We start from the raw sequence: 14644 nt of genomic DNA, 5'->3' as shown, positions 1-14644 counted from the left end.
AAGAGCTATACCTCAACGGCACAGCTCTTTTTATTATTTTGCTGACATTAATTTTGATTTTAATCTATCAGCTTTGTTAGAATGAATTAAATTCTTTTGAGCAGCTTTATCAATACGTTTTACTGCTTGGCTTACTAATTCTTGTTTATTTTCAGCATTAGTTTCAATCGCTTTTTTAGCACTTTTCACTGCAGAACGCATATCATTCTTTTGTGAAATGTTTTTGCTTTCAGCTGTATGAGTCGTTCTCACACGTTTAATTGCAGATTTGATATTTGGCATGAAAGACACCTCCTATAATCGTCTTCGTATCAAAATAATTTGATTACAACAAGATTCATTCTATCAAAACTCTATACATTGTGCAATGATTAATTGACCCTTGAAAATATTTTATTCAAAAACGTGCCCATTTATGTCTGATGAAGCGGACTAGCGAATAAAATTCGAGGGGATTTAGAGCGATATATGAAGGTAATAAGATGTTTTTTTATCATGTATTGATCTGTTGCATTTCTTGTTTGTACAGTTGCATTTATACTTTAAAAACGTTATTATAGCAAAGATGTAATCGTTAATTTACGGGTAAACTTATGAAAGTGAGTATGATGATATGGATAATCAAAAACGTTTAAATAGACGTAAAAATATCAGGAATTTTTCGATCATTGCGCACATTGACCATGGAAAATCTACATTAGCCGATCGAATTTTAGAAAATACAAAGTCAGTCGAATCTCGTGAAATGCAAGCACAATTGCTAGATTCAATGGATTTAGAACGTGAACGTGGCATTACAATCAAATTGAATGCGGTTCGATTAAAATATGAAGCAAAAGATGGAGAAACCTATATCTTCCATTTAATCGATACACCGGGACATGTCGATTTCACATATGAGGTGTCTCGTTCTCTTGCAGCGTGTGAGGGGGCCATTTTAGTTGTCGATGCTGCCCAAGGCATAGAAGCACAAACTTTAGCAAACGTATATTTAGCGTTAGACAATAACCTAGAATTAATCCCAGTAATTAATAAAATTGATTTGCCAGCTGCTGAGCCGGAGCGGGTTAAACAAGAAGTTGAAGATGTCATCGGTCTAGATCAAGATGATGCAGTACTCGCAAGTGCTAAAGCTAACATTGGTATCGAAGAAATTTTAGAAAAAGTTGTTGAAATCATACCTCCTCCTGAAGGTGATCCGAGTGCGCCGTTAAAAGCACTGATTTTTGACTCAGAATATGATCCATATCGTGGTGTTATCTCATCTATTCGTGTTGTTGACGGTGTTGTTAAGGCTGGTGACCGGATACAAATGATGGCAACAGGGAAAGTTTTTGAAGTGACAGAAGTAGGAATAAATACGCCTAAAGAACTTCCTGTTGAAGAATTAACAGTAGGGGATGTTGGCTATATCATTGCAAGTATTAAAAATGTCGATGATTCACGTGTTGGGGACACGATTACTCATGCAAATCGCCCTGCCGAACAACCTTTAAAAGGCTATAAAAAAATGAATCCCATGGTATACTGTGGCCTATTCCCGATTGATAATAAAGACTACAACGATTTAAGAGAAGCTTTAGAGAAATTACAATTAAATGACGCTTCGTTGGAATTCGAACCTGAATCTTCTAAAGCACTCGGATTTGGTTACCGTACTGGTTTCTTAGGAATGTTGCATATGGAAATTATTCAAGAGCGCATTGAGCGTGAATTTGGTATCGAACTCATTGCTACTGCACCTTCTGTAATTTATAGTGTTGTTTTAAGAAATGGTGACAAAATTCAAGTGGATAATCCAGCGCAAATGCCAGACCGTGATCAAATTGATAAAATATATGAACCTTATGTACGTGCTACGATGATGGTTCCAAATGACTATGTGGGTGCGGTCATGGAACTTTGTCAACGTAAGCGTGGGCAATTTGTCAATATGGATTATCTAGATGATATTCGTGTGAGCATCGTCTATGAACTACCATTATCTGAAGTCGTATTTGATTTCTTTGATCAACTGAAATCAAATACAAAAGGATATGCATCATTTGATTACGAATTCATTGAAAACAAAGAAAGTCAGCTCGTTAAAATGGACATTCTATTAAATGGTGATAAGGTAGATGCATTAAGTTTTATTGTTCACCGTGATTTTGCTTATGAGCGTGGAAAAGTATTGGTTGAGAAATTAAAAAAATTAATTCCTCGTCAACAATTTGAAGTACCTGTCCAAGCAGCGATCAGCCATAAAATTATTGCAAGAACTAATATTAAATCTATGGGTAAAAATGTCCTTTCAAAATGTTACGGTGGCGATATTAGTCGTAAACGTAAACTTTTAGAAAAACAAAAAGCAGGTAAAGCAAAAATGAAAGCAGTGGGTAGTGTAGAAATCCCTCAAGATGCTTTCTTAGCTGTTTTGAAAATGGATGAAGAATAAAGACAAACGAAAAGCTCCCGTGCATCTTGAGGTGTTGAGGGAGCTTCTTTTATGAGGTGATTCATGATGGAAGCGAAAAGTGCATATATTCATATTCCTTTTTGTGTCAAAATATGTACGTATTGCGATTTTAATAAATATTTTATACAGCACCAACCTGTTGACGAATATTTAGCGTGTCTTGTAGAAGAAATGAAACAAGCAAAAGTAACAACACTGGATACTTTGTTTGTCGGTGGCGGGACACCTACAGCTTTATCAGAGGCACAATTAGAGTATCTTCTTAAAGCCATACATCGTCATTTTATAATAAAAGGAGAATTTACATTCGAAGCGAATCCAGATGAGCTTACTTCCGAAAAAGTGGCATTATTGAAAGCATATGGTGTGAATCGTTTATCTATTGGGGTTCAAACGTTTGATGATACATTACTTAAAACTTTGGGGAGAAGTCATACCAACTCGGATATTTATCAAGCAATACGGCACGCACGCCATCACCAAATTCCTTCTATTAGCTTAGATTTAATGTATCACCTACCAGGTCAAAGTATGAAACAATTCCAAGATAGTTTGGATCAGGCGTTACAACTCGATATCGATCACTTATCTAGTTATGGCTTGATTTTGGAGCCGCAAACGCAATTTTATAATCAGTATCGCAAAGGGAAATTAACAATGCCTGACGAAGATATTGGCGCAGAAATGTATCAATATTTAATGTCTCGAATGAAAAAAAGCGATTTGAATCAGTATGAAATATCAAATTTTGCTAAAAAGGGACACGAATCGGTCCATAATCAAGTTTACTGGAAAAATGAAGGGTATTACGGTTTTGGTGCAGGTGCAAGTGGATATGTCGATGGTATGCGATATACCAATGTTAATCCAGTCAATCACTATATAAAAAAGGTTCAACAACATGAATTGCCACGATTAAGTGAAAATTACCCAACAGTTAAAGAACAAATGGAAGAAGAAATGTTTCTCGGGTTGAGAATGAATCAAGGGGTCAGTCGTTCGCGATTTAAAGAGAAGTTTGATGTTTCAATTGAATCGATATACGAAAATGAAATCCAAGAACTTCAACGTCAACATTTAATTCAACTTACCGATACGCACATCTCCCTCACTGATCGAGGAAGAATGGTTGGAAATAGCGTCTTTGAAGCGTTTATTAAAGTTTAAAAAAACTTATCAATAACGAAGTCTTTAACATTGACTTACTTTGACCAATTTGATAAATTATAATTAGCACTTGGACAGAAAGAGTGCTAATGAGGTGAAAAACATGATTACACCAAGACAATTGAAGATATTAAATGCAATTGTTGAAGATTATGTTGACTTAGGACAACCTATTGGCTCTAACACATTGATTCAAAGGCACAATGTGGATGTCAGTCCTGCTACGATTAGAAATGATATGAAGACGCTTGAAGAGAAATCACTTATTGCAAAAACGCATTTTTCTTCTGGCAGAATCCCATCGGAAGCAGGGTTTAGACTTTATGCTAACCGTTTGTTAGAGCAGTCATTTGATTTTGAAGGGCAAAGTCATCTCGATATTCATCAAATGTTGGTGAACCATCATTATGATTTGGCATCAACTTTGGATAACTTTGCAGAAGTTTTTTCAAATCAAACACGTTATACAACACTTGTCATAGGACCTGATTATTCAAAGGCCTCTATATTGGATGTCCATTTGATGAAATTAAATTCACATCATTTCATTGTTGTGGTGGTGTACGAGACTGGGCACGTGAAACATACGCATGTCACAAGTCAGGAACCTATTAATGCACAATCTATTATTAAGGTTTCAAACTATTTATCACAACACGCTTCAACATTGTTTGAGGATCCTATTCATCAATCTGAAAAGACGTATGAACTGTTAGGTTTTAACGATCAAGAAATTTATCTTATCACATCTATTGTACAACGCATCACCGAACAGTATCATAGCCATCCATCTTCTCGTGTATATTTTGGAGGTAAAGATCAATTGATCGAGGGATTAAATGAATCAACTGTTGCATCCATACAACCGATATTGAAATATATTGAATCTAATCGCATTACAGATTTTATTCATGAAATGACCCATCAACTGATCAATGTTCGTATCGGCTCTGAAATTGAAGAAAATCTTCAAGGTATTGCAATTTTAAGTCGATCCTATCATATTGATTCTGATTTAAAAGGGTATATTGCCGTTATCGGTCCTACTGCGATGCATTATCAAAATGTGATACAATTGTTGAGTCGTATTTCATAAACATTATCGGTATGAAATGTTAAATGTAATGGAGGTTTGAAAATGTCAGACGAAAAAGATATTCGTAAAGACGAAGAAGTAACAGAAAATGAGTCGACAGAAATAACAGATGCTTCAGAAGTTAAGCAAGACACTGAAGATGTTATGAACGAAGAGGACTCAAAAGAAAATGGAGAAAATGAAATAAGCGATCCTAAAGAAATAGAAATTGCATCATTAAAATCAGAAATCGAAGCAAAAGAAGAGCAATATCTACGCTTATATGCAGAATTTGAAAATTATAAAAGACGTATACAAAATGAAGTACAAACACAAAAGAAATATCAAGCTCAAAAAGTGTTAACAGATGTTTTACCGGCCTTAGATAATTTTGAGCGTGCATTAAAAATTGAAGGCGATACAGAAGCATTTACTGCATTAAAAAAAGGTGTCGAAATGGTTTATGATAGTCTTCTCAAAGCGCTACAAGACAATGGATTAGAAAAAATCCAATCCGAGGGTGAGCAATTTGATCCAAATTTCCACCAAGCGGTGATGCAAGATGCGCATCCTGATTTTGAATCAGGACAAATCACTGAAGAATTACAAGCGGGTTATCGATTAAACGATAGAGTGCTTCGTGCTTCGATGGTTAAAGTAAATCAATAATTTTGACGAAAAAAACCATTTATGTAAAAATAATTATGTTTGAAAATTAGGAGGAATTTGACTATGAGTAAAGTAATTGGAATTGATTTAGGTACAACAAACTCTTGTGTATCAGTATTAGAAGGTGACGAACCAAAAGTAATCCAAAACCCAGAAGGCGCTAGAACAACACCATCAGTTGTTGCATTTAAAAATGGTGAAACACAAGTGGGTGAAGTAGCAAAACGTCAAGCGATTACAAACCCTAATACAATTCAATCGATCAAACGTTATATGGGTACAGACCATAAGGAAGAAATCGATGGAAAATCATATACACCTCAAGAAATTTCAGCGATGATTTTACAAAACTTAAAAAGCACTGCTGAAAGTTACTTAGGTGAAAAAGTAGAAAAAGCTGTTATTACTGTTCCAGCATATTTCAATGATGCTGAACGTCAAGCAACTAAAGATGCAGGTAAAATTGCTGGTCTTGAAGTTGAACGTATTATCAATGAACCGACTGCTGCTGCGTTAGCTTATGGTTTAGATAAAACGGATAAAGATGAGAAAGTACTTGTGTTCGACCTTGGTGGTGGTACATTTGACGTTTCAATTCTTGAATTAGGTGATGGTGTATTCGAAGTATTAGCAACAGCAGGGGACAATAAACTTGGTGGTGATGACTTCGACCAAGTGATTATTGATTATCTTGTACAACAATTTAAATCTGAAAACGGTGTAGACTTATCAAAAGACAAAATGGCATTGCAACGTTTGAAAGATGCTGCTGAAAAAGCGAAAAAAGATTTATCAGGTGTATCTTCAACACAAATTTCATTACCTTTCATCTCAGCAGGTGAAGCTGGACCATTACATCTTGAAACAACATTAAGTCGTGCGAAATTTGAAGAATTAGCGTATGATCTTGTGCAAAAAACGATGGGACCTACGCGTCAAGCTATGAAAGATGCTGGACTTTCAAATTCTGATATTGATGAAGTGATTTTAGTTGGGGGTTCAACACGTATTCCTGCTGTCCAAGAAGCGATTAAAAAAGAAATTGGTAAAGAGCCAAATAAAGGCGTAAACCCGGATGAAGTTGTAGCGATGGGTGCTGCAATTCAAGGTGGTGTCATTACTGGTGAAGTAAAAGATGTTGTATTATTAGATGTAACGCCTCTTTCACTCGGTATTGAAATCATGGGTGGTCGTATGAATACTTTAATTGAAAGAAATACAACAATCCCAACATCAAAATCTCAAGTTTATTCAACAGCTGCTGATAACCAACCTGCCGTTGATATTCACGTATTACAAGGTGAGCGTCCAATGGCTTCAGACAACAAAACATTGGGCCGTTTCCAATTAACAGATATTCCACCTGCACCACGTGGTGTGCCTCAAATCGAAGTGACATTTGATATTGATAAAAACGGTATCGTAAATGTAACAGCAAAAGATCTTGGTACAAATAAAGCGCAAAATATCACAATCGAATCATCTTCTGCATTATCAGATGAAGAAATCGATCGTATGGTGAAAGATGCTGAGCAAAATGCTGAAGCAGATAAAAAACGCCGTGAAGAAGTTGATTTAAGAAATGACGCAGATCAATTAGTATTCCAAGTTGATAAAACACTAAAAGATTTAGCCGATAACGTTAGTGAAGAAGATAAAAAAGATGCTGAAGAGAAAAAAGAAGCACTTAAAACAGCTTTAGAAGGTAACGATATTGAAGACATCAAAACGAAAAAAGAAGCATTAGAGCAAGTCGTTCAACAGTTATCTATGAAAGTTTATGAACAAGCTGCACAACAAGCACAAGCAAGTAATAATACTTCTCAAAACGATGACAATGTGGAAGAAGCTGAATTTAAAGAAGTCAAAGATGATGACAACGAAAAAAAGTAAGTCATTAAACACGATATATTGACTGTAAAAAGTCGCAACAGGGGCTAGGACATTCAATCGTCCCAGCCTCTTTTTATTCAAAAATGAATTCAAAAGGAGAGAGGACATTGGCAAAACGAGATTATTACGAAGTCCTTGGTGTGTCAAAAGGTGCGAGTAAAGATGAAATAAAAAAAGCCTATCGAAAACTGTCGAAAAAGTATCATCCCGATATCAATAAAGAAGAAGGGTCAGACGAGAAATTTAAAGAAATCAGTGAAGCTTATGAAGTGTTAAGTGATGACAATAAGCGTGCTCAATATGATCAATTTGGCCATAGCGGACCACAAGGTGGTTTTGGTCAAGGATTCGGTGGACAAGACTTTTCTGGTTTCGGTGGTGCAGGTTTTGAAGATATCTTTAGTTCATTTTTTGGCGGCGCTCAACGTCAGCGCGATCCCAATGCGCCACGCAGAGGTGACGATCTTCAATATACAATGACTGTCACTTTTGAAGAAGCCGTTTTCGGTACGAAGAAAGAAATTTCAATTCGAAAAGAAGTGACATGTCATACATGTGATGGCGAAGGTGCAAAACCAGGGACAAAGAAAAAAACATGTTCGTATTGTAATGGGGCAGGTCATGTATCAGTTGAACAAAATACGATTTTAGGGCGCGTTAGAACTGAACAAGTTTGTCCAGAATGTAATGGCAGTGGGGAAACGTTTGATGAGCCATGCCCAACTTGTCATGGTAAAGGAACAGAGATGAAAAACGTTAAGCTTGAAGTGACTGTACCTGAAGGTGTCGACAATGATCAACAAATTCGTCTTTCAGGACAAGGGGGCCCGGGTGAAAACGGTGGCCCCGCTGGTGACTTGTTTGTCGTATTCCGCGTCAAACCTTCTGATAAATTTAAGAGAGATGGCGATGACATCATTTATCATCACGATATAGGATTTGCACAAGCTGCTTTAGGCGATGAAGTGAAAATCCCAACGTTGAATGGTCATGTCATGCTCACTATTCCTGAAGGGACACAAACAGGTAAACAATTTAGACTTAAAGGTAAAGGTATTAAAAATGTACACGGATACGGTTATGGGGATTTATTCGTTAATATCCGAGTCCAAACACCAACACGTCTCAATGACCGCCAACGTGAAATTTTAAAAGAATTTGCTGAAGCATCTGGCGAAACGATTCAAGAACAACCTTCAAATTTTAAAGATAAAGCGCGTCGCTTTTTTAAAGGAGAGTAGCGGATGGATTGGATTGAACTCTCTGTAACCGTGAATCACGAAGCCGAATTGTTTGTCACTGAGGTTTTACAAGAAGTAGGTTCTAACGGCGTTGCGATAGAAGATTCTAGTGAATTGGCTAAAGAACGTGAAGATCGATTTGGTGAGATTTTTGCACTTAACCCTAATGATTACCCTGCACAGCATATGGTGATAAAAGGCTATTTTAATGCATTGCAATATAATGAGGCGTTGAAACAAAAAATTATAACGCAACTCCGGTCCACTTCACTCGTCGACGAGTCTGTATTACAAGTCACTGATACATTAATACAAGAATCGGATTGGGAAAATGAATGGAAAAATTACTTTCATCCATTTCAAGCATCAGAGCGTTTTTACATCGTTCCAAGTTGGGAAGATGTTGAACGAGACAAAACACACTTATATATTGAGTTAGACCCGGGTATGGCATTTGGAACTGGGGATCATCCGACGACAAGCATGTGCCTTAAAGCACTCGAGGAAACCATTCAACCGCATCATCAAGTGATTGATGTCGGAACGGGTTCAGGTATATTAAGTATTGCTGCATATTTATTAGGCGCACAGTCTATTAAAGCGATTGATCTGGATGAAATGGCAATCAAGGTTGCACAAGAAAACTTTGAAAAAAATAATTGTTTACATGTGATTGACACTGCAACAGGGAACCTTTTAATCGGAGAGACAAAGCACTATGATGTTGTTATCGCAAATATACTCGCGCATATTATTGAGAAAATGGTCAAAGATGCATACAATTGTCTAAATCCCGATGGTTATTTTATTGCATCAGGTATCATTGAAGAAAAACGCGAAACGATACAATCATTAATGGAAGAAACAGGATTTGTCATCAAAGAAGTGAAGCATGATCAAAATTGGATTTGTATCATTGGTCAGAAGGTGAAATAGGATGCAAAGGTACTTTTTAAATCAAAACGCTGAACCCAATCAGCGTTTTTTTATCACTGATAAGAATGATATCCATCATATTAAAAGTGTGATGCGACAAACGATAGGTGATGAGATCATTGTTAATTTTTTAGATCAACAAACTTATCGATGTAAAATAGTAAATATCACAGCTGAACAAGTGATTGTTGAAGCAGAAGCGCACTTACTTATACAGTCAGAATTGCCGGTCGAAATCACAATATGCAGTGGACTCATAAAAGGCGACAAATATGAGTGGCTTTTACAGAAAGCTACAGAACTCGGAGCGACATCATTTATTACAACGCAAATGGATCGTTCTGTCGTCAAACTCAATGCGCAAAAAGCAACAAAAAAATTAGAACGATGGCAAAAAATTGTAAAAGAAGCAGCTGAACAAAGCTATCGTCAATGCATTCCTCAAGTGCAATTTGTCTCGAATTTAACTGAAATTTATGATATGATTAGGCAATATGATCATGTACTTATGGCATATGAAACATCAGCTAAAGAAAATGAGCGTACTTTATTTAAAGATCAGTTGCGTCAGTTAAAGGCAGGCGCTAAAGTGTTGCTTTTATTTGGTCCTGAAGGTGGCTTCTCAGAGGAAGAAATTGCATTGTTCAAAGATGTAGCCATGAATGTTGGTTTAGGCCCACGTATTTTAAGAGCTGAAACAGCACCGCTTTATGCATTAAGTGCGATAAGTTATGAAATAGAATTAATGGGGTGAATCTATGTCTACAGTTGCCTTTCATACACTAGGCTGTAAAGTGAATCATTATGAAACCGAGGCTATTTGGCAATTATTTAAAGATGCAGAATACGACCGAGTAGATTTTGAACAAAATGCGGATGTGTTCGTTATTAATACATGTACAGTCACGAATACAGGTGACAAAAAAAGTCGACAAATCATTCGACGTGCAATTCGTCAAAATCCGGATGCCGTTATTTGTGTGACAGGATGTTATGCACAAACGTCTCCAGCAGAAATCATGGAAATACCGGGTGTAGATATCGTTGTTGGAACACAAGACCGTCACAAGTTGCTCGACTATATCAATGCTTATCAAGTCGAACGTCAACCTATCAATGGTGTGAGTAATATTATGAAAAATCGTACGTATGAAGAATTGGATGTTCCATATTTTACAGATCGTACGCGTGCATCTCTCAAAATACAAGAAGGCTGTAACAACTTCTGTACATTTTGTATTATTCCATGGGCGCGAGGGTTGATGCGTTCAAGAGATCCACAAAAAGTCATTGAACAAGCGACACAATTAGTTCGCTCTGGATATAAAGAAATCGTACTAACAGGTATTCACACCGGAGGATACGGTCAAGATTTAAAAGATTATAATTTAGCACAATTACTTCGAGACCTGGAGACTGTAGAAGGCCTCGAACGCATTCGTATTTCTTCGATTGAAGCGAGTCAATTAACGGATGAAGTCATCGAAGTGTTACAGCATTCTCAAAAAGTTGTACGCCATCTGCACATTCCACTGCAGTCAGGATCGGACAGTGTATTAAAACGTATGCGCCGTAAATATTCGATGGCTCATTTTTCTGAGCGCATCCAAAAATTACATGCGGCTTTACCTGGATTAGCAGTAACAAGTGATGTCATTGTGGGTTTCCCTGGAGAAACTGAAGCTGAATTTCAAGAAACTTATGATTTTATCGTCAACCATCATTTTTCCGAATTGCATGTCTTTCCATACTCGCCAAGGATTGGAACACCGGCAGCACGAATGGATGATCAAATAGATGAAGAAATCAAAAATGAACGGGTCCATCGATTAATCGAGTTAAGTCATCAGCTCGCTAAGTCATATGCCTCTCGTTTTGAAAATGATGTATTAGAAGTAATACCTGAGGAGCATAGTTCAAATGATGGGAAACTTGTTGGATATGCTGACAACTATATGAAAGTAGAATTTAGCGGTGATGATTCTTTAATTGGACAAATTTGTAAAGTTAAAATTACACAGCCAGGTTATCCAATCAATCAAGGTCAACTGTTGCGTATCGTTGAACATGCAAGCAATAGCTCAGAAATCGATGCAGCATTAATTTCTTGACATATGAATCCACATGTTGATATGTTAACAATACATTAATATTTTAACGTTTACATCGGAAAAGATTCATATTAACTAAAAAATGTAAATTTGAAGATTGACCGAGAAAAAGATTTATTTTATACTATACAATACATGGTATCTTACTGTGTAATGATGAATAAAAGTTTTTTTGATATTTGGAGGGAGGGAAATACAGATGTCTAAAACAGTAGTCCGCAAAAACGAATCATTAGAAGATGCTTTACGTCGTTTTAAACGCTCAGTGTCAAAAAGCGGTACAATTCAAGAAGTTCGCAAACGCGAATTTTATGAAAAACCAAGCGTAAAACGTAAAAAGAAATCTGAAGCTGCGCGTAAACGTAAATTCAGATAATGATTGATTGTGTTGAACTCCCTCAACATTCAAATACTGATATATGAAACATGGGAAGATGAGATCAAATGAATTTCATCTTCCCATGTTCTTTTTAGTTACATTTATCATTCTCTATTTACTCACTGAATGAAGAGAAGCGATAAAAGGTTTAATTTGGAGATGAATGGATTGATATCATATTCATCTTATTTTATTAATATTGGCAAACTTTTTGGCAAACACTATAAGAATTTTATATTTTCATGTATACTACAAGGAAGGGAGTGAGGCCCATGCATATTAGATATTTTCTACATACTACCACTCTAATAGGCAAAATTTCTGACGCGAGTATTTTTCACCAGTTAGGTGAAGTATTAACTTCTCAAGTGGTGACGCTTATTTTGACGTGTGCAGTCTTTTTAGGTTTTATTTACCAACTTTATTCTCGAAAATTTAATTTTAGTGGGATTATCGCACTATTTGCATTATTGCTTATCTTTTTAGGCTTTATTATTCAAGGTAGTTTATCAACGATTACTATTTTATTGTTTGTGATTGGTGCTATTTTGATTGTAATTGAGTTGTTTGTGTTCGGCGCAGTTTTAGGCATTATTGGAATGGTTTTCATTGTATGGAGCTTTATTACAATGGGGAATCATTTGCCAACCATGCTTTTTAATGTCATCTGTGCGTTGATTTTGACACTAATTGAATGGGTGATTTTAGTGAAGTTTTTTAAAAAAGGTATTGCGTTATTTGATAAAGTTGTACTTCGAGATTCAACCAATAAAGAATCTGGGTATACGTCACATAATGATCAATCGCATCTCGTTGGTGAAACAGCTGAAACATTTACTGACTTACGACCTTCTGGCATTATTATTTTTAATAATAAGCGAATTGATGCCGTCTCAGAAGGTTCATATATTAGTAAAGGGATGAAAGTGACCATTATTGAAGTTGAAGGTACACGTGTCGTCGTAAGAGAACAATAATGATTAAGGAGTGAATGAATTTGATACTAAGTGGATTGGTTACATTTTTAATTATTGCTGTATTAGTGATTGTTGCTTTACTTATCCTTTTTTCCTTCGTACCTGTAGGACTTTGGATTTCAGCGTTAGCTGCAGGTGTTAAAGTTGGAATCGGAACATTAATTGGAATGCGTTTACGTCGTGTATCACCACGAAAAGTTATTGGTCCATTAATTAAAGCACACAAAGCAGGTTTACATTTGACAACAAATCAACTTGAATCTCACTATTTAGCAGGTGGGAATGTTGACCGTGTGGTTGATGCAAATATCGCTGCACAACGCGCTGATATCAATTTACCATTTGAACGTGGGGCAGCGATTGATTTAGCTGGACGCGATGTACTAGAAGCCGTTCAAATGTCAGTAAATCCTAAAGTCATTGAGACACCTTTTATCGCAGGTGTTGCAATGAACGGAATTGAAGTTAAAGCTAAAGCACGTATCACTGTTCGTGCAAACATTTCACGCTTAGTCGGTGGTGCCGGAGAAGACACGATTATCGCCCGTGTAGGTGAAGGGATTGTCTCTACCATTGGTTCAAGTGAGCATCACACACAAGTCTTAGAAAATCCAGATAATATCTCAAAAACTGTATTAAGTAAAGGATTGGATTCTGGAACTGCATTTGAAATTTTATCTATTGATATCGCTGATGTTGATATTAGTAAAAATATAGGTGCAGACTTACAAACAGAACAAGCCATTGCAGACAAAAACATTGCTCAGGCAAAAGCAGAAGAACGACGTGCTATGGCAGTTGCACAAGAACAAGAAATGAAAGCCCGTGTTCAAGAAATGCATGCCAAAGTGGTGGAAGCTGAAGCACAAGTGCCACTTGCATTAGCGGAAGCATTACGCTCTGGAAATATGAGTGTTAAAGACTACTACAATCTTAAAAATATTGAAGCTGATACAGGAATGAGAGAAGCCATCAATAAGAGTACTCAAAATAACAACTCAACGCCAGAACAATAATTGAATTGAGGTGATTGTATGAGTATCGGAGCGATCATATTTATCATTACCATTGTCATTTCAATTATACAAGCTGTTTTTGATAAAAGTCATAAAGATCGGCCACAACCGAAGCAACCACAAAAAGAATTACCGAAATCTGAAACTTTCATGGAAAAAGTTCAGAAAAAACTTGAAACGTTTGAACTTGAGTTTCCTGAAAATGAACAAAAAGAACAGCCGACACAACAAACAAAACAAAGGACACCTAAAAAGGTAATGCCTACTCAAACTCAGACTCATCCTATGCGTTCTGAATCAATGCCGTCGGGTTCAAAAGCAAAGCAACAATCTCATGCTGATTTGCAACAAATGCTAGATTATGAAATGCAAGAAATTGATAAATTGCTCGACAAAGAACGACAAAAACGGATGACGCATATACAACGTCGTGCAAATGATATCCTTCAAGATCGTTACTTATCAAAACGAACAAAAGAAATCAAACTCAAACAGTTACTAGCAAACAATAGCAACACCGTAGTACAACAAAGTGATTTAACATTTTCGGAAAATGAAGTTGTGAATGGTGTCATTTGGTCAGAAATTTTACAGCGTCCTAATAGGTGGTAGTTCACTCTCAACAAAACAAGCGTTTATCTTTAAATTGACATTTTGGATAAATGCTTGTTTTTATGTTTGAATGTCATATATAGCATCGGCATGTCGCCATAACATAGGTT

The 14644-nt window shown here is 36.4% G+C and carries 14 protein-coding genes; 13 read left to right on the top strand and 1 reads right to left on the bottom strand.

Annotated elements, in window-relative coordinates; genetic code table 11:
- Positions 1 to 33: 33 nt before the first annotated feature.
- Entirely contained in the window at positions 34 to 282 is a 249-nt protein-coding gene (gene rpsT, locus B5P37_RS00285) for a 30S ribosomal protein S20 (protein WP_085236001.1), read from the bottom strand.
- 331 nt (positions 283 to 613) lie between these two features.
- Between rpsT and lepA the strand changes: the two genes are divergently transcribed.
- The 13 genes from lepA to B5P37_RS00220 all read left to right on the top strand — a co-directional run bounded on the left by lepA (position 614) and on the right by B5P37_RS00220 (position 14534).
- Positions 614 to 2437 (top strand): translation elongation factor 4, encoded by a 1824-nt coding sequence (gene lepA / locus B5P37_RS00280; protein ID WP_085235999.1) that lies wholly within the window; start codon positions 614 to 616, stop codon positions 2435 to 2437.
- A 66-nt stretch (positions 2438 to 2503) separates the two neighbouring features.
- Positions 2504 to 3625, top strand: coding sequence for a radical SAM family heme chaperone HemW (gene hemW, locus B5P37_RS00275; RefSeq protein WP_085235997.1), 1122 nt, complete (start codon positions 2504 to 2506; stop codon positions 3623 to 3625).
- A gap of 103 nt (positions 3626 to 3728) precedes the next feature.
- A complete protein-coding gene (gene hrcA, locus B5P37_RS00270) occupies positions 3729 to 4721 on the top strand; it encodes a heat-inducible transcriptional repressor HrcA (RefSeq protein ID WP_085235994.1) in 993 nt (330 codons plus the stop codon).
- Positions 4722 to 4763: 42 nt separating this feature from the next.
- Positions 4764 to 5369 carry a nucleotide exchange factor GrpE gene (gene grpE, locus B5P37_RS00265; protein ID WP_085235992.1) on the top strand — a complete coding sequence of 202 codons (606 nt, stop codon included), beginning with the start codon at positions 4764 to 4766 and terminating at the stop codon, positions 5367 to 5369.
- A 63-nt stretch (positions 5370 to 5432) separates the two neighbouring features.
- Positions 5433 to 7262, top strand: a complete 1830-nt coding sequence (gene dnaK, locus B5P37_RS00260) for a molecular chaperone DnaK (RefSeq protein ID WP_085235990.1) — start codon at positions 5433 to 5435, stop codon at positions 7260 to 7262.
- A gap of 107 nt (positions 7263 to 7369) precedes the next feature.
- Entirely contained in the window at positions 7370 to 8503 is a 1134-nt protein-coding gene (gene dnaJ, locus B5P37_RS00255; protein ID WP_085235987.1) for a molecular chaperone DnaJ, read from the top strand.
- 3 nt (positions 8504 to 8506) lie between these two features.
- A complete protein-coding gene (gene prmA, locus B5P37_RS00250; protein WP_085235985.1) occupies positions 8507 to 9439 on the top strand; it encodes a 50S ribosomal protein L11 methyltransferase in 933 nt (310 codons plus the stop codon).
- A gap of 1 nt (position 9440) precedes the next feature.
- Complete coding sequence (locus B5P37_RS00245) at positions 9441 to 10193, top strand: 16S rRNA (uracil(1498)-N(3))-methyltransferase (RefSeq protein ID WP_085235982.1); 753 nt, start codon at positions 9441 to 9443, stop codon at positions 10191 to 10193.
- Positions 10194 to 10197: 4 nt separating this feature from the next.
- On the top strand, positions 10198 to 11550 hold the full coding sequence (gene mtaB / locus B5P37_RS00240; protein WP_085235980.1) for a tRNA (N(6)-L-threonylcarbamoyladenosine(37)-C(2))-methylthiotransferase MtaB: 1353 nt from the start codon (positions 10198 to 10200) through the stop codon (positions 11548 to 11550).
- Between the two features lie 199 nt (positions 11551 to 11749).
- Entirely contained in the window at positions 11750 to 11926 is a 177-nt protein-coding gene (gene rpsU / locus B5P37_RS00235) for a 30S ribosomal protein S21 (RefSeq protein ID WP_002471046.1), read from the top strand.
- A 275-nt stretch (positions 11927 to 12201) separates the two neighbouring features.
- Positions 12202 to 12906, top strand: coding sequence for an NfeD family protein (locus tag B5P37_RS00230; protein WP_085235978.1), 705 nt, complete (start codon positions 12202 to 12204; stop codon positions 12904 to 12906).
- A gap of 14 nt (positions 12907 to 12920) precedes the next feature.
- Positions 12921 to 13922 carry a flotillin-like protein FloA gene (gene floA, locus B5P37_RS00225; RefSeq protein WP_085235975.1) on the top strand — a complete coding sequence of 334 codons (1002 nt, stop codon included), beginning with the start codon at positions 12921 to 12923 and terminating at the stop codon, positions 13920 to 13922.
- A gap of 18 nt (positions 13923 to 13940) precedes the next feature.
- Entirely contained in the window at positions 13941 to 14534 is a 594-nt protein-coding gene (locus tag B5P37_RS00220; RefSeq protein WP_085235973.1) for a hypothetical protein, read from the top strand.
- Positions 14535 to 14644: the final 110 nt, after the last annotated feature.

This window comes from Staphylococcus lutrae (genome assembly GCF_002101335.1).
Taxonomy (GTDB): Bacteria; Bacillota; Bacilli; order Staphylococcales; family Staphylococcaceae; genus Staphylococcus; species Staphylococcus lutrae.
Note: the sequence above shows the minus strand (reverse complement) of the source record. Positions and strands in the feature narration are given on the sequence as shown.